The 24310-nt window shown below is 43.7% G+C and carries 20 protein-coding genes; 18 read left to right on the top strand and 2 right to left on the bottom strand.

All coding sequences use genetic code 11. The features are described 5' to 3' along the window. The first annotated feature begins 153 nt into the window (after window positions 1-153). From DVH26_RS20945 to DVH26_RS20900, 10 genes are all read left to right on the top strand, one after another. Window positions 154-642, top strand: coding sequence for a hypothetical protein (locus DVH26_RS20945; RefSeq protein WP_239624952.1), 489 nt, complete (start codon window positions 154-156; stop codon window positions 640-642). 113 nt (window positions 643-755) lie between these two features. Continuing rightward, entirely contained in the window at window positions 756-2072 is a 1317-nt protein-coding gene (locus DVH26_RS20940) for an ABC transporter substrate-binding protein (RefSeq protein WP_239624950.1), read from the top strand. 199 nt (window positions 2073-2271) lie between these two features. Beyond that, entirely contained in the window at window positions 2272-4929 is a 2658-nt protein-coding gene (locus tag DVH26_RS20935) for a sensor histidine kinase (protein WP_239624948.1), read from the top strand. Then, entirely contained in the window at window positions 4926-6428 is a 1503-nt protein-coding gene (locus tag DVH26_RS20930) for a response regulator transcription factor (protein WP_345774007.1), read from the top strand. Before DVH26_RS20935 ends, DVH26_RS20930 begins: the two co-directional genes overlap by 4 nt. A gap of 128 nt (window positions 6429-6556) precedes the next feature. After that, entirely contained in the window at window positions 6557-7474 is a 918-nt protein-coding gene (locus DVH26_RS20925; protein ID WP_239624945.1) for an ABC transporter permease, read from the top strand. Beyond that, window positions 7474-8358, top strand: coding sequence for a carbohydrate ABC transporter permease (locus tag DVH26_RS20920; protein WP_239624943.1), 885 nt, complete (start codon window positions 7474-7476; stop codon window positions 8356-8358). The genes DVH26_RS20925 and DVH26_RS20920 overlap by 1 nt, the downstream gene beginning before the upstream one ends. Before the next feature lie 39 nt (window positions 8359-8397). Continuing rightward, window positions 8398-9924, top strand: a complete 1527-nt coding sequence (locus DVH26_RS20915) for an extracellular solute-binding protein (protein WP_239624941.1) — start codon at window positions 8398-8400, stop codon at window positions 9922-9924. A gap of 358 nt (window positions 9925-10282) precedes the next feature. Then, window positions 10283-11212 (top strand): zinc-dependent alcohol dehydrogenase, encoded by a 930-nt coding sequence (locus DVH26_RS20910; RefSeq protein WP_239624939.1) that lies wholly within the window; start codon window positions 10283-10285, stop codon window positions 11210-11212. A gap of 52 nt (window positions 11213-11264) precedes the next feature. After that, the gene (locus tag DVH26_RS20905; RefSeq protein WP_239624936.1) at window positions 11265-12254 is read left to right on the top strand and encodes a hydroxyacid dehydrogenase; all 990 of its coding nucleotides are present in this window, start codon (window positions 11265-11267) and stop codon (window positions 12252-12254) included. Between the two features lie 71 nt (window positions 12255-12325). Then, window positions 12326-13480 (top strand): GNAT family N-acetyltransferase, encoded by a 1155-nt coding sequence (locus DVH26_RS20900; RefSeq protein WP_239624934.1) that lies wholly within the window; start codon window positions 12326-12328, stop codon window positions 13478-13480. A 244-nt stretch (window positions 13481-13724) separates the two neighbouring features. On the opposite strand, the gene DVH26_RS20895 is transcribed toward DVH26_RS20900, so the two are convergent. Beyond that, window positions 13725-14150, bottom strand: a complete 426-nt coding sequence (locus DVH26_RS20895) for an exosporium protein C (protein WP_239624931.1) — start codon at window positions 14148-14150, stop codon at window positions 13725-13727. A gap of 270 nt (window positions 14151-14420) precedes the next feature. After that, window positions 14421-15788, bottom strand: a complete 1368-nt coding sequence (locus DVH26_RS20890) for an MATE family efflux transporter (protein WP_239624929.1) — start codon at window positions 15786-15788, stop codon at window positions 14421-14423. A 318-nt stretch (window positions 15789-16106) separates the two neighbouring features. Here DVH26_RS20890 and DVH26_RS20885 point away from each other — a divergent pair, with 318 nt between their 5' ends. The 8 genes from DVH26_RS20885 to DVH26_RS20850 all read left to right on the top strand — a co-directional run bounded on the left by DVH26_RS20885 (window position 16107) and on the right by DVH26_RS20850 (window position 24308). After that, entirely contained in the window at window positions 16107-16460 is a 354-nt protein-coding gene (locus DVH26_RS20885) for a metal-sensing transcriptional repressor (protein WP_239624927.1), read from the top strand. A 60-nt stretch (window positions 16461-16520) separates the two neighbouring features. Further along, window positions 16521-18287: an ABC transporter ATP-binding protein gene (locus DVH26_RS20880; protein ID WP_239624925.1), complete on the top strand. Its 1767-nt coding sequence runs from the start codon at window positions 16521-16523 to the stop codon at window positions 18285-18287. A gap of 246 nt (window positions 18288-18533) precedes the next feature. Next, entirely contained in the window at window positions 18534-19550 is a 1017-nt protein-coding gene (locus tag DVH26_RS20875) for an aldo/keto reductase (RefSeq protein ID WP_239624923.1), read from the top strand. Between the two features lie 86 nt (window positions 19551-19636). Continuing rightward, window positions 19637-20101, top strand: coding sequence for a thioredoxin-dependent thiol peroxidase (gene bcp, locus DVH26_RS20870; protein ID WP_239624921.1), 465 nt, complete (start codon window positions 19637-19639; stop codon window positions 20099-20101). An 85-nt stretch (window positions 20102-20186) separates the two neighbouring features. After that, window positions 20187-20507 carry an NIPSNAP family protein gene (locus tag DVH26_RS20865; RefSeq protein ID WP_239624918.1) on the top strand — a complete coding sequence of 107 codons (321 nt, stop codon included), beginning with the start codon at window positions 20187-20189 and terminating at the stop codon, window positions 20505-20507. Window positions 20508-20576: 69 nt separating this feature from the next. After that, window positions 20577-21530: an aldo/keto reductase gene (locus DVH26_RS20860; RefSeq protein WP_239624916.1), complete on the top strand. Its 954-nt coding sequence runs from the start codon at window positions 20577-20579 to the stop codon at window positions 21528-21530. Window positions 21531-21741: 211 nt separating this feature from the next. Further along, window positions 21742-22518, top strand: a complete 777-nt coding sequence (locus DVH26_RS20855; RefSeq protein WP_239624914.1) for a response regulator transcription factor — start codon at window positions 21742-21744, stop codon at window positions 22516-22518. Window positions 22519-22529: 11 nt separating this feature from the next. Then, window positions 22530-24308, top strand: a complete 1779-nt coding sequence (locus DVH26_RS20850; RefSeq protein ID WP_239624911.1) for a sensor histidine kinase — start codon at window positions 22530-22532, stop codon at window positions 24306-24308. Window positions 24309-24310: the final 2 nt, after the last annotated feature.

The following is a 24310-nucleotide window of genomic DNA, read 5'->3' as shown; positions in this document are numbered from 1 at the left end:
AGCATGGAGCAAGGCAGCAGCCAAGATCGGTCAAACGAGCCGGACGATCGGAGCGGGATTTCCGCACGTGTCCAAGGAAGGCAAATACGATAATACGGCTCCGTCTATCATATCGTCCAGTTCGATCCGGAGAGCGGGGAGCGCGTCGGCGCATTGGGAGGCCAAGGCTTCGCACCGGAATCGGCGTGGGCGAGAGGTGCAGCATGGGCACTGTACGGCTTGGCGCTGTGCTACAAGTATACGAAGGACGATAAGTACTTGCAGGGGAGCAAGAAGGTAGCCCACTTCTTCCTGGCCAATTTGCCGGAAGACCTCGTTCCTTACTGGGACTTCCGCTTGACGACGCAGGAGGGGGCGCCGAGAGACTCCTCGGCTGCGGCGATTGCGTCGAGCGGTCTGCTGCTGCTGGAAGAGCTGCTGCCTGCGGAAGAAGGCCGATTGTACGGGACGTCGGCGAGACGCATCTTGAAGTCGATGGCGGAGCGTTACGCGATCTGGGACGCGAGCGACGAAGCGATTCTGCCTCACGGCACGGGCCACTGGCCTGCCAACAAAAATATCGACGTCGGCTTGATCTACGGAGATTACTATTTCGTCGAAGCGCTGGCGAAGCTGCGCGGACAGACGGAGCTGTTCTGGTAAACAGGGGGGACGCCACCGGCGTCCAAACCCTATTTTTAAAAAATGAGATGACAACGCTTTCTTAATTATGTGGAAGGTCATTCCATAATCAAAATGCAAAGGAGAGCTTTTTTATGCCTAGTAAAATGAGTGTCTCGGTAATGTTTCTAGGTTTGTCAGCTTTATTCCTGTCCGCCTGCAGCTCAGATGAAACAGGAGAGAAGGGGGATGGATTAAAGCCGCCTGAGCCGATTACCCTTAGATTTTTTAGTGGAGATAATAACTTCCAGAAGCGTCTGACAAGCGATAAAGTAAAGCAAAAATTTCCACATATCACTGTTGAATTTTATGCAGGGAATACGGCAGGCGGAAAACTAGAGGATCTCATAGCAGCAGGACAACCCCCAGATGTGTATTATCAAGGGTTAAGCGGTTTGAACAATGAAATCATCAAATATAATATGCAATATGATATGTCCGAGCTGATAAAAAAAACGGGCTTCAATATGAACAGGCTCGATCCTGCATACTTAGATATCATCCGCGCTGCATCAGAATCGCTCGGAGGCACCTATTACGGCCTTCCCGTGACAACGTTCACACCCGTTCTTTTTTACAACAAGGACGTCTTCGACAAATTCGGCGTTGCGTATCCGAAAGACGGGATGACATGGGACGAGACTTATGAGTTGGCGCGCAAGCTAACCAGAGAAGACGCCGGCATTCAGTATAAAGGAATGACGATGAATTTTCCCTATTTATTCGATAACAATCAGTTGGCCGCTCCATATTTGCATCCGAAGGAGAATCAGGCGATTATGGATACTGACCAATGGCGCTCGATATTCAAAACGTTCGGTCAATTTTACAAACTGCCCATGAGTAAGCCGCTGACAGACCGCAGCCGCCCCGTGGAAGTGAACGATTTTACGAAAGACCGGATTTCCGCGATGCATGCGGATGTAACGGCTGCGATCGAGAGCTTTCCTGACGATTTCGTCAATTGGGACATGGTATCGCTGCCTACTATGGCGGAGGCGCCTCGTTTGAACGCCCAACTAAACCCAAGGTTTTACTACATCATGAGCTCGAGCAAGCATAAAGTTGAAGCGTTCAAGCTGATCGAATTTTTATTGACCGACGAGATGCAAATGATGGCCAGCAAAACGGGGTACGGCACAGTGCTGGACAACGAAGAGATTCGCAAAGCATACGGACAAGATTTTGCCAAGCTGAAGGGGAAAAACACCGGCGCTCTGTACGTCAACAAACCGGTAAAAGTAAGTCGGGCCCGCGACGCCAAGCTGGTATCGGTACCCACCTCAAGCCTCGTTTCCAAAGAATTCAATGCATACATTAAAGATTTGAAAGATGTCAACACGGCTTTGCGCGATTTGAATGAAGGAATAAATCTGATGATCGATCAGGAGAAAAAAGCTGCGTCGAAGTAAAGATAACAATAAGCGATGAAATCTTGCGGGAAGTCGTACGTCTCGCGGTAACACGAGATCGTGATGCCAGATGCTCCTAATGCTGCGTAACAGCGGCATTCTCGTATTAGCAGGCTAGCCAGAACTATTCTGGTTGGCCTGTTACTACTTTGAAACCTTGAGTTAGTAATTCCGCATCCTGTGTTCAAGGAGTGATTCAGTGTCGTTCAGGATGAAGTTAAACGGATTGTTTCTAGGACTTACGCTTGCCTTCATGGCAATCTCTTCCTTCATTAGTTATTTTGTATCCCAAAAATTAATCATCGATAACATAAAGCTGTCGAACGAAAGCGAACTGTCGATCAATCTTGAAACAATGGAAAATTCCATTAATAAGAGCAAGGAAAAGTTTCAATTATTTATGGATGACTTCCAATTTCATTTTGACAGCGTCGACGTTAAAGACAGCAATTTCATTCTAAGAAAGGCCTTTGACTTCAATTCCGAGCTGCGAACGTTCCTGTATTCCAATAGAGAATTCAAGGGTATCTTTTTATACCAAAATCAAGTGCTTATCGGGACTTCCTTGGCGAATGAAGTGATTTCATATACAGAAGACATGGATGAGAGAGCGGCTACTCAGTCACTAAACGAATACATATGGACTCAATTGAAGGAAGATTGGAAATACGGACAGAGCGATTTTTTTGAAGAAAACTTAATAATAGCACCGATACAAGAGGGGGCTTACCTTATTGCAGTACTGGATTTTCAGAAGCTCCTCGACCAAAGCGATCTACAATTAAATAAGCTTAACGCGAAACATCAAGTGATATACGGTGATCAACAAAAGACAGATGATCTTTTAAATCATCGATTTACTGAGCCTGATCCCGGGGCTAGCGTGACGTTTCGACTCGAAAATCAGATCGTCTCCGTTAAGAATAAAGATGGAAACAAATACTTTTTATTGCGGGATATTAGTCCAGTCGACCATAGCATCAATCAAATCGTGTGGAAGCTTGTTGGTTATGGGTTGATTATATTCATTGTATTTGCTGCGATATCCCATTTTAATACGGGAATGATTTTAAGACCGGTGTATGATTTCATTCAGAAGCTTAAGCAGGTAAAGGGATTCGAAGAACGTGAATCAATTCACCGCTACATTACAACTTATAGAGAGCACTCAAGTGCGTATAAAAAGCTGTTTCTTTTTTTCTCCATGATAATTATTCCTACACTCAGCATGATTCTTATTTCATATTATCATTTCGACCAAGTTATTGAAGAGAATTCACGACAAGCTAACATTCAAATGTTCAAACAGACCGCAAAAAGAACAGAAAATAACCTGCAATCGTACCATTCTTATATGAGTTATTTGATTCTTAATAGAGAATTTCAAGAGCTAATGATGAATGTTAACGGGGATTCGCTACAAAGGAGCCGGGACTTCTCGGATACTTTAATTAGGAAGGGTGTCATTGATAAGAGCTTAAGTTATATTTCCATCTACGATGCGCATAACCGGCTTGTGTTCTCCAATACGAAAAATAAACCGGCGATTACACCTACACAGCCCTTATTGGTTATGAAAAAGGAAATCAAATATTTAGCCAATACGCTTGATAAATCGAACCTGTTTAAGTACATGGGATACATTGAATTCGGAATCAACAGTGTTCTAGATAACCAGCGGCATGCAGCAGGTACATCAGCCGTTAACCTCATGAACCGTAAAAGTGATAACGACGATGTCCAAATGATTAGTTCACCCATGGATCACAAGTATACCGAATATATACGCAAGCATGGCGCGGAAATGATAGGAGATCCGATTGATCATAAATATATAACCGTCAAGGGTCAAAAAACGTTGTTCTCCACAATTCCGATTCATGACCTGGAAGAGTGGAATCTAGGTCTGTTTGTTCCGGCCTCCTGGGAAGAGCAGCGGTATATTTTTATCATCCTATATTTGATTGAGATTTCCTGCATGCTCTGCATTATTATTATTGCCTCTTACCTATTGGGTAAGCGTATGACCGCTCCGGTACGAAGGGCGATCCACTTGATGGAAGGATATCCGCATGATCAGTCCATTCGATTACGCGGTACGGAGCATGACTTTGAATTTGTTGTTCTAGCCTACAATTTCAACAATATGCTAAGTCGGCTGGAATCCTTATCGATTGAGCTAATGACTAAAGAGAACGAAAACTTAGAAATGGAAAAACGGATCAATAAGCTCTTGTTCAAAGCTTTGCAGTCGCAAATCAATCCGCACTTTCTGCAAAATATCTTCACTTCCATCATGCTGCTGCTCAAAACAGGGAAGTCCGAGGAAGCGAGTAAGATGCTTGTAGCAACAGCCAAATTTCTGAAAACAAGCTTATCTGGGTCAAGAGATTTAATTACGCTTGAAGAGGAGCTGGAGCATGTACAAAATTATATTCAAATCCAAAGTATCCGCTTTGAGCACCAACTGGTTTTTCAGGTTAATGTAGATGAAGCCTACTACAAGGTGTTCGTTCCTAAGTTAATTTTGCAACCGATCGTAGAAAACGCGATTCACCATGCGATGGAAAAGAATCGGGTATTAACAATCAGAATTTCCAGCGAAATAACAGAAAACAATAACTTAATCATCCTTATCGAAGATGATGGTAAAGGAATGGATGCTGTTCAATTAGCAAACGCAATTCACACGATGTACAACAAAGCACAATCCGCTCATTGCGGATTGTCCAATGTTCATGAAAGATTAACCCTTGAATTCGGCGAAGGGTGCGGACTGGAAATTAGAAGTGCCAAGGGGACAGGTACTCACATTAAAATGAAAATCAGACTGCCACTGCGGAGGTTGGAGACATGAACAAGTTTACACTTATGATCGTGGATGATGAGAGGATCATTAGAGACGGGTTGTGCAGCTCCATAAATTGGGAGGCGTTGGGATTTAAACTGGTGGCCGTTGCCGCTGATGGTGAAGAGGCACTGGAGCTGTTCCAGGAGCATAAGCCGGAAGCGGTTATTATGGATATTCATATGCCTGACCTAAGTGGACTAGAAGTGCTGGAGAAGTTTAAATGCTTGCATCCTGAAACAGAGGTTATTCTGCTTAGCGGGTACGACGAATTCGCTTATGCCAAAAAAGGAATTCAGGAAGGGGCATTCGACTATATCATAAAACTGACTATGTTTCCGGAGCTGGAGGAATGCTTAAAGAAGTTGTATCACGTCTTGTCCCACAAGCAGGAGGAGAGCCGACAATACAATGAGCTTTTGATGCTCAAAAACGATTTTACGTTTCAACAATATATTAAGGGCTATTTGAGCTCAGAGCTCAATCGAGCTGCGGAGAAATCTTATTATAGCGTGGCAAGTATATGGCTTCCTTCGCTCCATCCATTAGATGTGAATAGATTAAGCCAAATCAAAATTCCCCTAAAGATGATGTTAAAACAGGAAAACCGCTATATCTATATTATTTTCATTAAGGAGAACGATGAAATCCAACTCTTTCATAATAAAATAATAGAGTCGATTCACATCATTGAGTCTTATTTGTGCGATATGATGGTTACCGCATACAAAATCGGAATTGGGTCCATCAAGCCTCACATCTCGGAAATTCCTCGTAGCTTCAATGAAGCAATGAAGACGACCGATTATCTTAGAGCTAGAGATTCAGCTAACTCAACACGGTCCGTCTTATTTTATGGAAGTTGGCAGGGGCAGGATACGAGCACTCAGTTTAAAATGGCTTCAAATATGCATTGGGTCAACTGGGTCTATACCGGTGACACGGAAAATCTGATCAGCTGGATGAAGACGGTGTTTGCCGAAGGCTGCTTAAATAAAAATATAAATGTCTCGGATATAAAGTATTTATGCTTTCAGATTGTCGCTCAATTCGAAAAAGTTACTAAAGTCAAAAAGAATGAAACCCTTTCTTTGAATGAATTTGATTCGATTACGGATTTAGAAGCTCCTATGCTTCAAATTGTAAAAGAACAATGCATCCTTGCTAATCGTAGATTTCAGCAGCAAAAGAACGAAAGCATATCATCCGTTAAAGAATATGTGGATGGGATGTATACGACCAATTTGAACCTGGAAGATGTCGCACGGCAGTTTTATTTCAGTCCGGGTTACTTATCCTCCAAATTCAAAGAGTACACCGGAATGACATTCTCCAAGTATTTGATAACGAAACGAATCGAAACAGCTTCCCAATTGTTGGCTGGAACCGAAATGAAAATTTATGAAATTGCCAAAGAAGTCGGTTACTCGGACGAGAAGCATTTTAGCAAGCTGTTCACCCAATTAAAGAAGATGGGGCCAAGGGAATATCGCAGGCATTGCAAGTAAAATTTACACCGGCTTACTTCGTAAAAATATCCACCTTTTTGGGGTGTTTCACCTTCTGTTTTTTATTGGGGTGCAACGTATACTGTAAGTATCAAATGTATGCGGTTACATACCAAAGGGGAGATAAGATGGAGCACAACAAGTTTTACAAAATTCAGATGTTTTATTCTAAGTATCAAATATTTCTTTTTATTGTACCGGCTTTAATTTACTACATTATCTTCAGGTACAAACCATTGTACTTTATCCAGATTGCGTTCAAGGACTTCAGAATTACACGAACGCTAGAGAATAGCCCATGGGTTGGCTTCGATCATTTTGTCACGCTATTTCATTCAACCGACTTTCAACAAGCTCTACTCAACACACTGATAATCAGTTTCTATAAGATCTTGTTCGGTTTTCCGGCACCTATCTTATTAGCATTAATGTTGAATGGACTGAAAAATGCAATATTCAAAAGAGTCAGCCAGTCTATCCTGTATCTTCCTCATTTTATTTCCTGGTCAGTACTGGGAGGAATCATCTATGGTTTATTATCTGTACATGACGGGTTAGTAAATGAGATTGTCAAATGGTTCGGACACGAGCCGATTTATTTTATGGGAAGCAAGGAGTATTTTCGAGGGATTCTGGTTGCATCGGAAGTGTGGAAAACGATGGGGTGGGGGACCATATTGTATTTAGCGGCCTTAACCCGTATCGATGTGTCCCTTTATGAAGCAGCCCGTGTCGATGGCGCTTCACGCTCGCAGCAGTTATGGCATATTACGCTTCCAGGTATCTCCACCACAATCGTGGTGCTGTTCATTATCCAAGTCGGTCATTTGCTTGATGTCGGTTTTGAACAGATTCTGGTGATGAGCAATCCTATGGTAATCAATGTGGCGGACATTATCGATACCTATGTATTTCGTGTCGGTCTCCAAGAAGGCAAACACAGTCTGGCCACTGCGGCAGGACTATTTAAAACATTGGTAGCAGCCATTCTCGTTTACTCGGCAGATCGGTTGGCCAAGGTCATAGGGCAAAGGGGGATTATTTGATGGCTAGTACTAGCACGATTCGGGATAGTAAGCATCAAATAGGTGATAAGTTGAATAATGCGATCATGCTATTGTTGTGCATTATTATGCTGTATCCATTTTGGCAGACGGTGGTCGCTTCATTCATGACGGAATCCGAATACTTAACTTCTCGGTTCAAAATGATAGTGACAGCACCCACTTTAGCGTCATATAAGCAAATTTTTCAAGACGGTACGATCTTTATTCATCTCAAGGTTACATTCTTAATTACAGTAATCGGGACTACTGTCGCCTTATTTATGACCGCCTATTCGGCTTATGGATTATCCAAACCGTTCAAAGGCTCAAAAATAGTTATGTTTCTGATCGTTATGACGATGTTCATGAATGCCGGTTTGATTCCTGATTATATGAATTATAAGGAGCTCGGGCTGATCAATAATTTCGCTGTTTACATAGTTCCTTATATGATCAATACCTTTTATCTAATTATTATGAGATCGACTTTTATGGAGTTTCCTAAAGAATTAGAGGAGGCAGCCCGTATCGATGGCTGTAATGATTTTCGGATCTTCTTCACTATCGTCTTGCCGTTATCCAAACCTATTTTGGCCGCAATCGGATTATTTTTCATGGTAAGCTTCTGGAACACTTATATGCAATCGGTATTCTTTATTACCGACAAAGAGTTAAAGACGGTTCAGGAATATTTGCAAAAAATGATTAGCAGCACGCAAGATTTGGAAGCCGTCATGCTCGCTGAATCCGGAGAAGAGGGCTTTAATTCAGAAACTATACGTTTAGCGAATATCGTGCTGGTCTTACTGCCTATCGTCACGGTTTATCCGTTTTTGCAAAAATATTTTGTGAATGGAATCATGATGGGTTCCTTGAAAGGCTAGTTTTCCAAACCATTGAGAGTAGAAAGGGTGTTTGAAGGTATGATATTAAGAAAAACGACCGCTTTAATCCTTATCCTCGTACTGGCGATTGCTGTTCTCGGGTGCTCGAATCAATCAGGAACCACCATGGATTCCAAGAGTGACCAGAGTCAAGATTCCGCTGCTAAATATGGTAACATTAGTTTGGCGAAAAAGTATGACATTAAGTGGTTTCAGTGGGGTCCTCGCGACATACATCCTGATGATGCCATTATCAAATATTTAAATGAAAAATTTAATGTAAATATTAAAGTGGAGCGGATCTTAGCTAAAGAATATGTAAAAAACCTGGAGTTAAAAATTGCGGCAGGTGACATGCCCGATGTATTCCGATATTCGCTCAGTACTGGAGCGCATATTTATAGCCAGCTATATGAAGACGGTTTTTTGATGAATTTCAACGACTATGCCGAAAAATATGATTTAAAAGGTATAAAGACTTATATGAAGCAACCCGGGACCGAGGAGTTCCGTGAAGAGAACGGGGTTTATCAGCTCCCATCCCGCAAAGCGGGAGTCATCCCTAGTGTGGTGGTAGTTCGTCAGGATTGGTTGGATAAGCTTGGATTGAAGAAGCCGACGACTATGGATGAATTCAAAGCGATGCTGAAAGCATTTAAAGATAATAAATTGGGGGGCGCTAACACAGTGCCTATCACGTTTGCGTTCGGATCCGGCGCATTTCTGAATCTATCTACTAGTTATACTGGCGTCAATACTTGGGGGAAAGCGGACGGCAAGTGGATGTATGAAGCAGTCATGCCGCAATATAAAACATTCCTGCAATTTGCGAGTGAACTCTATCGGGAAGGTTTAATTGACCGGGAATTATTTACATCTAATGAGGCTCAAGCTAAGGCCAAGTTCATCTCCGGGAGCTCCGGTGTCATCGTGGCTCCTACGGAAAGATATGTGGCTCTCGAAAAGGATCTAGCGGAATCCAACAAAAGTGCCAAGCTATCGCTGCTCATTCCGATGCCTAAAGGACCTGCAGGGGGCTTTGGCAGAGTTGACGCGAGCTTCACGGAACCAATCGTAGTTATTAAAAAAAATCGGGATGAAGATTTCTTGGCAAGAGTTGCTGCTATTATTGATTACACCCATAGTGAAGAAGGGATTAGGATACTCAACTATGGAATTGAAGGCGTTCATTATACAATGGAAAACGGCAAGATGGTGAAAACCGCACTCTATGATCGGGATATCATTCCGTCATTGGGACACTTAACAGCCATGACAACGGATTATTCATTAGCATCAGGGGATGTAGAAGGCGCACTAAAAGACAATTATGAGTACTCATTAAAATCCGGTATCGCACCTCCGATAACGGCGTTGAGCTACGGAGCTTCCAAGGATTTAATGCCGTCTATTGAAAAAAAATATAATGAATGGATGATCAATTTTGTAACCGGAGCTAAGGATATTAACTCTAATTGGGATCAATATGTGAAAGAAATGAATGACACCGGGATCAGAAAGCTCACTGAGGCAGTTGAACAAAATACGAATAAAAGGGGCAAGTAACTACTGGCACGAAAAGCGATCTGAAAGACAGTCTCAAGCGATATCAGATGAATAGGTAATGAAAAAAAGGAGCTAAGCCGTTTGTAGGTGCCTAGCTCCTTTGCTTTTAGCGTCAATTGCTAAAATCACACATTTTTACAAGTACATTAATTATTCTGACATTCGTTTCTGGCGTAATCCATGATAACTTAGGTAATAGGATGATATAAGTAAGCGCTTCTATCGGGGCAAATAATCTAGTAAAGGTAGGGATGACGATATGGTAAGAAAAATGTCAGTGCCTCCTCTGGAACTTACAGATTCTACGGGAGCAGACACACAAATGTGCGCAGTTGTTGAAAGGATAGGGGAAATTACCTTGCGCAGAGCTTTTATCCCGGAGCCTGAGGATCACGAGGTTCGTGTCAAGGTCAAATGGGTTGGTATATGCGGTAGTGATATCGAGGTGTTCAGAGGTGCCCGCGAGCCAGAGTTCGTATCTTACCCTACTAGACTCGGTCATGAAGTGGCCGGGGTTATAGATAAAGTCGGACCAGGGGTCATTGGACTTCAAGAAGGCGATCACGTTGCACTCAGATATGTATGGGGGGCATTCGCGGAATACGTATGCTGTAGTCCATTCTCAGTTAAGGTACTGCCCAAACAATTGCCCCTGCTGGAAGGCTCGCTAATCGAAGTATTGCCTGGAATCCTACACGCTGCTGAGTTAGGGGAGATTTCTCCGAACAAGAACGTGCTGATTATGGGCCAAGGCGTTAGCGGTCTTGTGCTGACGCAGGTAGTTTCGTTATTTAGCCCACGCAATCTAGTTGTTACCGATTTGTTCGATGAGAAGCTGGAGCTTGCCCGCAGGTACGGAGCGACTCACACGTATAAACTCCCGTCAAGTGATTCACGGACAATGGATGTGCTGTACAATGATTTTCCCGACGGATTTGATGTCGTCATACCTTGTTTGTTAGAAGGCTCCGGTATGGTTGATGCGATTGACGCTGCCGCCCAGAACGGACGCATTGTAATGTACGGCTGTATCGGGACTTGCCACAAGCCTGTCGACTTTTTCAAAGTACACAAGAAAAGACTGGATATTTATTCGACGGAGCCGAAGCGGGATATCGACAACCGGAGATTTTTCGATGAGGGACTGCGGCTTGTAATGGATGGGCTTGTTAATACGAAAGAAATGATTACGCATATTGTTCCTCTATCCGAAGTCGGAGAAGCGTTCCGCATCCGCAACTCGCATCAGGGAAACACCATTCACGTCATGATCGACTGTGAGAAATGATAACAGATTCCAGCTCTTTGCCTTATAAAATCTAATTAGGAGATGTTCGGTTATGAAGATGAAAGCCTATGTCCTGCCATCAAAGCCCTTGTTAGAAAAAATTTGTTCTACGACATGCAAAGAGTGGCTTGAGGAGCATTTCATCCCTGTTTGGAATGAAACGAATGAGGAGTATACGCCGGAGCAGTTAATGGAAATAATGGCCGATGCCGAAGTGATACTTACAAGCTGGGGATCGCCGAGCATTTCGGAGGAAATGTTGAAGAAAGCCCCGAAGCTGCGCTATATTGGACACGCAGCGGGTACGGTTAAACAACGGATTCCTAAGCAAGCTTTCGGACAAGGGATAGGAATTTATTCAGCAGCTCCTCGTCTTGCATGGAGTGTAGGGGAATATTGCCTCTCTGCATTATTGACATTGATGAGGAAGCTTCCTCAATACGATACGAATTTCCGCCAAGGCGGATGGAAGCTGAAGCATGTTAGAGGCAATGAATTGTTCGGAAAAACAATAGGCATTGTATCGGCCAGTTCAACCGGAAGGGCGTTTATCCAGCTGTTGAAACCTTTTCAAGTGAATATCTTGGTGTACGATCCATATTTGAGTGAACAAAGAGCGGAGGAGCTGGGAGTGCGACGTGCAACGTTGGAAGAGGTGATGGATTGCCCCATTATTTCCATTCATGCTCCATCCATCCCGGCGACCGATAATCTAGTGAATGCCGATCTGATTCGCCGTATCAAGGACGGTGCTATTCTAATCAATTCCTCACGCGGAGCCGTTCTGGATGAAGAAGTGCTATTCGCGGAGCTGAAGACCGGCCGATTTTATGCTGCACTTGATGTATTTATAAAGAATCCTTCCAAAGATTCATCTCTTCGTGAGCTATCCAACGTATTGGTGACTCCTCATGTGGCAGGAGATACCGTAGACGGGCATTTGGCGCTCATGGATGAGATAGTTGCCGATATTTTACGCAAAGAACGCAGCGAGCCTACCCGTTTCGAAGTACAAGAGCACTTGTGGGATATTCTAGCTTGAGCAGTATATAAGATTACGAACAGCGCTTTAAAAAGCAAATCGCGAAGGGACACACAGGGGAGGTTGATCAGATGGAAATTCGGTTGCTGAAAGGCCATGATTTCAATGAAGCGGTGAGACTAGCTGACTGGGTGTTTAAAAGGGATGGGCGTATTTCTTTGGAGACGGCATTCCCTCATATTTACACCGATGCGACGAGTCATTCATACGGTTTGTTTGCCGATAACCGACTCGCATCGTTTATCGGGTTCGTTCCATCCGTCGTCACCATTGGGGCTGCACGACTAAACGTATACTCTGTGGGTTCGGTTTGTACTCATCCGGATTACGCTGGACGAGGCTACGCCGGTGAGGTATTAAAGCACGTCATTCGCCATGCCGAACAGGCAGGAGCGTCGCTCATTCTCGTATCCGGACACCGGCAACTGTACACACGCGCCGGCTGCTACCCTTTTGGTGCATTCACTCAGTACCGGATTGGTAAGGAGGTAGCGGCAGCGATTATGGCCGAGCGTGCCAAGGATGTACATCTTCGTCCGATGATTGAAACCGACCTGTTCGACCTAAACCGTTTATTCGCGGATCGAACCACTCGGTTCGAGCGCAGCGTATGGGACGCCGCGTTTCTGATTAAGACCGTTCCTATTGCCAAATCCAGGGGATATACGCATCAAGTATACCTGGCCGAGAGACAAGGGAAGGTAGAAGCCTTTGTGGTGGTTGCAATACCAGGGAGTCCGGAAGCAACGCATCATCCGTTCGTTGTCGAGTACGGCGGTTCTCCGGAAGGCTGCGCGCAGCTGTTTGCACATGTAATAAGTGAGCACGGTCTTGACGCTATCAAAGTAGTATTGTCCATACATGAGAAAGAGGATAGGGAGCTTGGGGCAAAGCTGGAGAAATACGGTACGGAACGGATCGAGCTTCGCAACAGCGGTACCGTCCGCATTGTCGATCCAGGCAGGCTGATCGAGCAGGCCGCGTCTTGCTTGCGAGACAAGCATGAGTTCACGTTCGGCAGTCTACGCATGGAGCGAGCCAGTGAACTTGGGTATGTCATCGTCGCCTGCGAAGGACATCAAGCGACGATAACGGACAGTCAGCTCGTCTCGCTTCTATTCGATGAAATACCTCAGCTGCCGGACGTCGATCACATACTAGCTGCCGACTTAAAGCGGCTGTTTCCGTTGCCTTTTCCCTATGTAAGCGGCTTGAATTACATTTAACGGGAACGGGCACGGATAACTAAAAAATCATTCAAGGATTAGTATTTTTACGTGCTAAAAGTATAGCGTCACCGGACAGTTGTCGGTAGACAAGATCTTTATGGCAGACACATGTGCCACAATGGTTATATGTATTGAGGCTTTAAAATAATGGGACAATGTGCCTGTCGCGATCCAGCGACACAAACATTGTCCCATTTTCAGTCTTCAATACAAATACAAGATGTTTATTTTCGCGTCAACACTAGTTTCTGGTTTTCACAGCTAACCCACTAAACGATATGGGTCCTACGACATCTACTCTTGTATTTGCAGTTCGGTTTTCTGCTGTGACTGTGTAAGAATGAGTACCTGCTGGTACATTTCTATCTTCAGCTTGGAAGGTAACTATATAATTTTGCTCTGAACCCGCAGATTCGATACCTTGCTGTGTGTTGAAAATTTCTGTATTACCGCGGAAGACTCTAAACCGAATTTGCCCAATGCCTGTGATACCTCTGACACCAACGGATACCACTAAATCTACCCGGTTCGGTTGAGAATTCACTGGAATCCGTATTGGGATCGATGCGATGCCAGATTTTTGTGGGGACCGCCGAATAGTAAACGATCTAGCCGGGTTGAAGCGACTAAGCGGCTGGACGGCTGCTTTATCAAGGATACGTACCACACTATCAGCTCCTCTTTATTAGTACTCTATTTTATGTAAGAGATAAAGAGAATGATTGGACACATATATGATGATTACATAGATTTGGGAATACGTAACCATAATATGACATTTGGCTACGTCAAGATTTATTGCTGATTTTTATAGTAGGAAAATAGATAAGTAAGTAGAGAATGCAATGGTAAACTTACTTGGTAATTATCAGCTCTGGTCCTACTGAATCACATAATACATCCTTCAGCTTCAGTACATTTGCATGATATTAATGTGTTAATTAAGCGTGACCTTCTTCTTGAATTGAATAAACAAAAAGACAGCACGGACCCACAAATCAAAAGCAATGGAAAGCCAAACACCTGCAATCCCCATATCAAAATACAAGCACATTAAATAAACTCCGAGAACCCGAATGAGCCACATGCCTATAGCGGTGCTGTACATCGGACTCTTTGCGTCTCCTGCACCTTGAAGTGCTCCGGCTAGCACGAGACTTACAGCCAAGGCAGGTTGGGCAAAAGCGTCGATACGAAGCGCGGTTACGACCATGTCAATGACGCCGCGATCAGATGTAAACCAAGTAGCGAGCCAAGGGGAGACAATGAAAAGAAGGATGCCAATGAGAGTCATTATAACTATAGCAACACCGGTTGTGATCATACCGTAAGAATACGCTTCATGATGATGCTTTGCACCCACTTGCTGACCGACTAATGTAGTAGCAGCTACAGCCAAACCGTATCCGGGCATGTAAGAAAAGATTTCTATATTACCTGCAATCACATGGGCTGCATATGTTTCAGTGCTAATTTTTATAATGAGCCCGAAATAAAGAACTTGTCCGAGCCGCATGATGAGCCTTTCCACAGCTGCAGGGATTGAAATCTGCAGCATTGGCATGGAGAACTCTTTTGAGAAAGCCAGATCATTAAATACAAACGAAACCTTGGACTTTCGAATGTATGCATATAATGCCGCCGTACCGATAAACCGTACGATCACGGTTGCCCAAGCCGCCCCAGCAATACCTAACCCTCCAACTCCAGCAATACCGAATATGAGCACATAATCTAGTGCTATATGTATAATATTGACCCAAAAACTCACTTTCATTGGGGTTTTGGTATCTCCCGCCGCTCGAAGAATACTACCGAATATGGTCATAAGCGAAATGAAAATGGAGGGTATAGCAACAATACGGAAGTAGACTGCTCCGTCCACCAATACTTGAGGCTCAGCTCCCATGATCCGTAATAGGGGTTCTGCAAAAAATATAGTGATAAGTCCAAACAATATACCTGCTCCCACTGCTACCATGGTCGATTCTTTGGCAATTTTTTTAGCTCTTTCCAAATCACCCGCACCGATACTTCTGGCAATTAAGGAAGAAGTGCCGATACCGAGTGCCATAAAGATAGCAAGATATACCGCCAGAATAGCATTCACAACTCCTACAGCAGCGACTTCGTTTATTCCCAGCTTTGCGACAAATAGGGTGTCAACAAATCCAACGAGGGTTTGGAGCAGATTTTCAATAATGGCTGGGATCGCAAGCGCTAGAACAATCATTAATTTCCGTTTACTTGTCGGTTGTTCATTAGCCAAGCCGGGAATGGTCATGTGGCTCATCCTTTCATCCATATTCACTCCTCATGGTTATGATTATATCCCCCTAGGGGGGTTATTTCAATCTTTATCTTGAAAGTGAATTCATTTGTGAGGTCCTTTTATCTGAAAGGGTAGTATATTTTTCATAATCTCTAAAATCAATTGACTTGAAAAAATGGTAGCAGTATACTTCATACAACCCCCTCAGGGGGTTATCCAATAAGTAATATCAAGCAACCCAATGTAGTTCAATACACCGATGAATGGCAGTGCGATTTGACCTGCCTTGGGGGATACCATTAGACTAAACATGTTGATGTTAATGGTATAACCATGGAGGGAGAATCTTACATGAGCAAGAATAAAGAAATAAATGAACATAACCTTAATCATAGCAATAACCATTCCCACGGCCATACTCATGACCATGCTGGCGAAGACCATCACCGTCATCGGAAAAGTGTAGTCAATCGTTTAGCTCGAATCGAAGGTCATGTCCGTTCTGTTAAAGATATGGCAGCAAACGGAAGAGAGTGTGGCGATCTGCTCATCCAAATTGCCGCGATACGTTCCGCATTGGATAATTGCGGAAAACTGATATTAAAAGATCACTTGGAAGGGTGCGTCATTGAGGCTGCCAAATCTGGTACGGAACAAGAAGTCATGAAGCAGCTAAACGAGGCGCTTGATAAGTTTATCCGGTAATTGGACCTTATCGATACTCTACTTCAATTTACCTTGTGATCATCATTAAAGGAGCTCCCTATGTCAGGCTTTAAAACCTATTTATCTTTCGTAAAACCATATTGGAAGCTTGTTGTTATTACAGTGCTTATAGGGATGATAAAGTTCGGTATCCCCTTGACATTACCGCTCATTCTGAAATACGTCGTTGATGACCTGCTGCTCAGTTCTTTACCGGCTGAAGTGAAAGTTCAGAAGCTGATCTATGTGATGCTCTTTGCGTTCGCTTTGTTTGTTATAGTTAGAGCACCGATAGAGTATTTGAGACAATATTTTGCTCAATTAACAACAAGCCGTATTCTGTATGATCTGCGCAACCGTCTATATGACCATATTCAAAAGCTATCCATCCGGTATTATCACAACCATAAGACCGGTGAAATTATCTCGCGCATGATCAATGATGCCGATAATACCAAGAACATTGTTGAAACCGGAATGATGAATGTATGGCTGGATTTATTCACGCTTTCCATTGCTATGGGGTTTATGTTTTATATGGACGTCGAATTAACCTTGGTTGCTATTGCCGTTTTTCCTTTTTACGCTCTATCCGTAAAGAAGCTGTATAGTAAACTAAGAGCTTTTTCCAAATCAAGATCTCAAGCGCTGGCTGATATGCAGGCTCATCTTTTTGAACGCGTGAACGGAATCTCCGTCATTAAAAGCTTCACCCTAGAAGATGTGGAGAAAGATAACTTTGATAAGAAGAATCTTCTTTTCCTGCAAAAAGCATTGGCATTAACCAAATGGAATGCATTGACGAACGCGATAATTAATACTTTGACAGATATCGCTCCATTATTAGTTTTATTTTATGGAGGGTATCAGGTTATTCAAGGCGGTATCACGCTAGGTGCTTTTGTAGCCTTTTTCGCATACTTGGACCGTTTATACAGTCCACTTCGCCGTTTGGTCAACTCTTCTACAGAATTAACCCAGGCGAGCGCCTCGTTGGAACGAGTCATTGAACTGCTAAATGAGCCTTATGATATTGTCGATTCACCAGCAGCCAAATCCGTACAAGAAGTAAAAGGGAAAATCGATTTTGAACATGTTAGTTTTCGTTATGATAACTCTGCTGATTGGGTTTTAAACGATATCCGCTTGAATATTCGTCCTGGAGAAACCATTGCGCTAGTAGGGATGAGCGGAGGAGGGAAATCATCCTTAATTAGTTTGATTCCCCGGTTTTACGATATTCAACAAGGTAGAATCTTGCTGGATGATGTGGATCTCAAAGATTTATCCATAAAAAGCTTGCGCAGTCAGATTGGGATGGTATTACAAGATAATATTTTGTTTAGCGGCAGCGTCAGAGAAAATATATTGTTTGGGAAACCAGGGGCTTCAGAGAAAGAGATCATTCACGCGGCCCGTGCTGCTAATGCCCATGACTTTATTTTAAATTTACCAAACGGATACGATACTGAGATTGGAGAACGTGGCGTGAAGCTATCCGGAGGTCAGAAGCAGAGGATAGCGATTGCAAGAGTATTTCTAAAAGACCCGAGAATTTTGGTGCTTGATGAAGCTACATCTGCTCTTGATTTAGAGTCGGAGCATTTAATCCAAGAAGCTTTGGAGCAATTGGCAAAAGATAGAACAACGCTAATTGTTGCACATCGACTATCAACGATTACACATGCAGACCAAATTGTTCTCATTGAACATGGTGAAATTAAAGAAAAAGGCACCCATGAGGAACTAATGAAAAAAGAAGGGGCATATGCACGTTTATTTAATGTACAGAACTTGAACGAAACAGTAAAAACTGATTCTTTTTAGAAATAAGCTCATGAAAAAGAGGCCGAGTCGGTCTCTTTTTTTATCATTCGTGATGCAATTATCCTCAAATTTCGGAGAATAATGTGTAATTGACACTTTTCTAGAGAAATAAAACGATCGTTTCAAATCACATAGCTTACTCTAAAGTTACTAAATATCATTAAAATCAGCCCTTATACTATTCTTTTTTTTTATGTATGATGAAGTTAGGATGCAAATGGATGAAAAAACTAAGGAGGTAACTGCGTGGAATATCGTTATATGGGAAAAACGGGTCTCCGGGTAAGTGAGCTTAGTTTGGGTGCAATGACATTTGGCCGAGAAACGAGCGAGCAGGACAGCTTTAGCATTATGGACCATTTTGTGAATGCAGGTGGGAATTTAATCGATACGGCCGATGTTTATAGTCTTGGAGTATCTGAAGAAATAGTTGGTCGCTGGTTAAAGCAAAAAAAACGCGACGATTTGGTGATCGCTACTAAAGTGCGCTTTGTCATGGGCAGCGGGCCGAACGATGTGGGACTAAGCCGCAAACATATTATGGCGGGTGTGGAAGCCAGTCTTCGCCGACTTGGCACTGATTACATCGACCTTTATCAAGTTCATGCATGGGACCCCAAAACCCCTTTGGAGGAAACACTCAGCACACTGAACGAATTAGTGAAACGAGGTTGGGTTCGTTATATCGGAGCAAGTAACTTTCGTGGCTGGCAATTGCAAAAAGCCGTTGATCTCAGCAGACAGAACGGTTGGGAGCCATTTGCATGTCTGCAGCCTCAATACAATCTGTTATGCCGCGCGACCGAATTTGAGATTATCCCGGTCTGTGTAAGTGAGGGCATCGGTGTCATTCCTTGGAGTCCGCTCAGAGGCGGATGGTTAAGCGGAAAGTATCACAGAGGCATGGATATTCCTCCCGAAGGTTCCAGAGTGTCACAAGCGGATGCCAAGGGCTGGGGCGAATCATGGAAAAACTATAACAATGAACATACTTGGAAGGTGCTCGATGCTCTCTATGCAGTGGCTGAAGAGGCTGGTAAAACACCTGCTCAAACAGCGATCAATTGGCTGCTGCAGCGCGAAGGCGTGACCTCACCGATTATTGGAGCAAGGACTATCGAGCAATTGACAAGCAATCTAAGTGCATCCGGCTGGTCCTTAAGTGTCGACCATATGAATCGCTTAAATGAAGCTTCCCTGCTTCCTGTGACTTATCCGTATGATAGCGGTGCGGACCGACAGCAGAGGGCGGGAAGAGGATAAATTATCCTTACTCACACACAAAAGTACTGTATGTGCAATTATTGGACGGCAACTATCATAGAAATTATCCCTAAGGAGGAAATAACATGTCCACTGTACAAATCCAACAAATTGTTCCTGATTTCACTCTGCCAGCATCGAACGGTAAGGAAGTATCGTTAAGTGATTTTCGAGGCAAAAGGTTAGTTATTTACTTTTATCCCAAAGACATGACCCCGGGTTGTACGAAAGAATCATGCGAATTCAGAGATTACAACGGCCAATTTGCAAGTCTGAATACGGAAGTCATTGGTATCAGTCCAGACGATATGGTCTCACACGATCAGTTTATAGCGGAATATCAGCTTCCATTTCTGCTGCTTTCCGACGTTGAGCAGAAGGTATGCAATGAATTCGGGGTTTGGAAACGGAGAGAAAGAGATGGGCAGCAGTTTTATGGTGTGGAGCGGTCTACATTCCTTATTGATGAACAAGGTGTTCTAGTGAGAGAATGGCGTGCAGTTCAAGTGGATGGGCATGTTGCGGAAGTGCTGGAGGCTATTAAACAGTAGCAGCCAGGGAAGTAACGGAAGCTGCTGTTTCCTAGAGAATGTGGCAAATGTTCTTACCCAAAAAAACAGAGAGGGGAATTGTTTTATGCTGTATGAACTTCGAATTTATTATATATATCCAGGGAAAATGCAGGACATTAACGACCGTTTCGCTAAGCATACTTTAGGGATTTTTGCCAAACATGGTATGCGCGTAACCGATTTTTGGATTGATACGGACCCGGAGCACAACCGGCTTTACTATGTAATGGAATTTCCGGACATGGAGTCGCGCAATAAGAGCTTTGAGGCTTTTCGCAATGATCCCGAATGGCAGAAGGTGAAAGAGGAAACGGAAAGAGACAATCCCATCGTGGAAAAAGTTGAAAGCATTTATCTAAAACAGGCACCCTTTTTTCAAAAATAATCAAGTTCACAACATGTAACCGTAAGTAATTATATCGAAAATCGAAAGCTCTAAGGAGGGTGAAAGAGAATGGAATACGTTAGATTGGGTAAATCGGGACTAAAGGTATCGCGACTCAGTTTAGGCTGCTGGAATTTCGGAAGTTCGAACCCACGCTGGGGGAAAGCGGGAAAAGTTACGCCCGAAGATTCGGAACGGATCATCCATGAGGCTATTGATCATGGGATCAATTTATTCGATAATGCCAACCGGTATACGGGCGGGGAAGCGGAGGAGATACTGGGCAGGGCGATCAAGGGACGTCGAGACGAAGTTGTTGTCGCAACCAAAGTGCATGGTGAAGTAGGGCCAGGTATCAACAACAGAGGACAATCTCGTTTGCATATTATGCACGAAGTTGAAAACAGCCTGCGGCGGCTCGGTACGGATTATATCGATCTTTATCAGGCCCATGGTGTGGACTGGGAAACCCCACTAGAAGAATCGCTACGGGCATATGATGATCTGATCCGCCAGGGAAAAGTACGCTATATCGGCTGCTCGAATTTTCCTGCATGGGTGCTTGCCAAGTCACTGTGGGTAAGCGATGTCAATAAGCTCGCCAGCTTTATATCGGTGCAACCCAACTATAGCCTGGCCAACCGCGCAATAGAAAAAGAACTCCAACCGCTTTGTGTCGACCAAGGGATCGGTATGATTTTATATAGTCCAATGGGTGGAGGTATACTTTCCGGCAAGTATGAGGAAGCTGTTCCGGAAGGAAGCAGGGGAGCAGACGAGCCAGCAGTTGCAGAAAGGGCGAGGAAGTTCCAAGATGGTGTTAAAGTGTTGAAGCAAGTTGCGAACGAATTAGGTAAAACGCCTGCACAGGTTAGCTTGAATTGGATTATCGATCGCCCTGCGGTTTCAGCAGCCATCATAGGAGTCAGCCGATTGGAACAGCTTCGTGAAAATGTAGGTGCTATAGGCTGGAGGCTTACCGAGGAGCAGACGCAGAGGTTAGACGACGCATTTCCCGTTTAGTACACAACACGAAGTCTAACTCTCGTCCCTATAGGGGGGCGGGAGTTTTTCTTCTCATACGCACCATGCTGCACAATGAAGGTTTCAAAGTCAAATACTTTATTAAGAAGATTTCCTAACTATGCATTAATGCGATAGTAAGCAATACCCTTTAAATAGGGAGTCCTGTCCGAGCTAGAGCCCCTAATCATTCGGAGTGGAGTGAACCTTCATGTATCGGGTATTAATTGTAGATGATGAGCCATGGGTGTTGAAAGGGATTCGCAGTACGTTCAAATGGGAGCAAATGGGGTTTAAGGTAATTGCGGATACGACAGATTCGCTCGAAGCCCTTGTGATGATCGAACGGGATCACCCGGATGTGGTCATGACAGACATTCGTATGCCGGAGCTGACAGGAATAGAATTGATGAAGAGGAGCCGAGATCTGGGGATTAAATCCGAATTCGTCATCATAAGCGGTGCCGCTGATTTTCACTATGCCCAGGATTCGATCCGACTGGGCTGTTTTGACTACTTGCTGAAGCCGCTTGAATTCGAAGAAGCGGATAAGCTTTTGGAACGGCTGTATCACCATCTGCAGGATTCGAATCCGGGCAAAGGAGAGGAGGACACGGCCTCGGCTACAATCGACCGCGACATGCTGAACAACGAGAAGTTCAAGGAATTGCTCGAGTATGTGAACGGTCACTATGAAGAAGATCTGCATCTGAAAGATCTGTCCCATAAATATTATATTAATTATACCTATTGCTGTGACCTGTTTCAAAAATCAATGAAATCCACCTTCACGGACTACGTAACCCGTCTGCGGCTTAGCAAGGCCAAGCAGCTGCTTTCCGAAAATAAGCTAAGCATTTGGGAAGTTAGTCAGCATGTCGGCTATAAGGACTACAACTATTTTTCGAAGGTGTTTAAGAAATGGTACGGTGTCACTCCTTCCGGCTTCCGCAAGAACAAAGTCGGATTCCACGGAGAGGGCAGGTGAGACAGGTGCTCATGAAATCAGGAGCGAGCTTAAAACAAAAGCTTATGCTGTTGATCGGCATTTCAACCCTTATGATTTTTACATTGCAAATTTATTATTATGCCAGCTTCTACAGCTTGACCGAAGACAAGGAGAACGTGCATACGTCCAAAATCATGAAGCAGGTGGAGGAGAGGCTGCTTTCCTTCATGCAGGATATTAAAGACGCTGCGCTGGCCTCTTCCTATAATACGATAATTCAAGATTACTTAGGTTCCGATGACCCGATTTACAGGCTGAAGCTGAACAAAGTCGTCATTGAAATTATGTCAGGCATTAAATCATCAAACAAAAATATCAAATCCATTATGCTTGTCGACAAAAAGGGACACACCGTTGGTGCATCCAATCCGTTCGATTATGTCGTGCTGAGGGAAATCGAGAAGCAATATATGCTGCCAATGAATAAGCAGGAGCAATTCTACGGAAAAGTATTCGATCCGAAGGAGATGGAGAAACCTGCTTATTTTTTTGTGCATCCCATTTTTTCAACCCTTAACGACCCGAATGATGCTGCAGAGCTCGGCACTTGTGTCGTAATTTATAAATCCGACATGCTCGACCGTATGGTCATGGATACGAAGGCCACGCCGAACTCGATGCTTTTTATTTTGGATAATCAGTTCAGCATTGTTAGCAGTGATGAAATTTCGCTGAAGGAAACGCAGTTTGACCAAACGATCCTTGAAGGCGTGAAGAACAGTAGTGAGCATAAGGCTTTCTACTATCAGAGGATGAATCATATCCAAGTAAAAGACATTGAGGCCTTGCACTGGAAAATCATCAGCTTGATCCCCATAAATGAAATGACCGATAAGCTTAGAGCGATACGGAACATGGGCTTTATAATCGGAATTGTGATGACGCTGCTGATATTTATTATGGGGTACTTTTTCATCCGCAGTGTGACGCAGCCACTCGGCCGAATTATCCGGTTCGTTAACTTTATCGGAAATAATGGCGGGAAACGGCGGATGAAGATGCCGTTAAGAAATGAGATCGGCATATTAGCGACCGAAATCAATAAGATGCTTGATAAAATGGACGAAACGAACGAAAAGTTTGTTCAAGCAAACGTATCACTTTATCAAATGGAGCTCGCTAAGAAGCAGGCGGAACTATCGTTTTTGCAAAGTCAAATCAACCCGCATTTTTTGTACAATACGCTGGAATGTTTGCGAAGTATCGGTCTCGCGAATCGAATTAAAGAAATTGTGGAAATATCAACGGCCATGGCAAAAATCTTCAGATACAGCATTAAGGAGGACCCGATCGTACATATTGCCAGTGAGGTGAAATGCATTCAGGATTATTTGCGAATTATGTCGATCCGATATATGGAAAAATTTCGGACGGAAATCCTTATTGAAGAAACAATCATGAATATGCGAATACCGAAGATGATACTTCAGCCCATTGTAGAGAATGCCGTTTATCATGGTCTGGAAAGAAAAAATAATAAAGGTACGTTGACGATTAAAGGTTTCGTCATGCAAGGAAATTGCGTGAGATTTGAATTTATTGATGACGGCAAAGGGATAGAAGAGGAGGAGCTGATCAGCCTTCGCGAGAGGCTTAGCAGGTCTGATGATGACCGGAACGTCTCGGCAAGAGGAGTCGGCTTACTAAATATTCAAAGACGAATACAGCTAGCTTTCGGAGAGCGATACGGAATTGAAATTTATAGCAAGGTAAATGCAGGTACAACGGTGGTGCTTCAAATTCCAGTTGTGGACCAAGGTATCGAATAAGT

This window comes from Paenibacillus sp. H1-7 (assembly GCF_022354825.1).
Classification (GTDB): Bacteria; Bacillota; Bacilli; order Paenibacillales; family NBRC-103111; genus Paenibacillus_S.
This window is presented reverse-complemented; position numbering and strand designations above follow the sequence as displayed.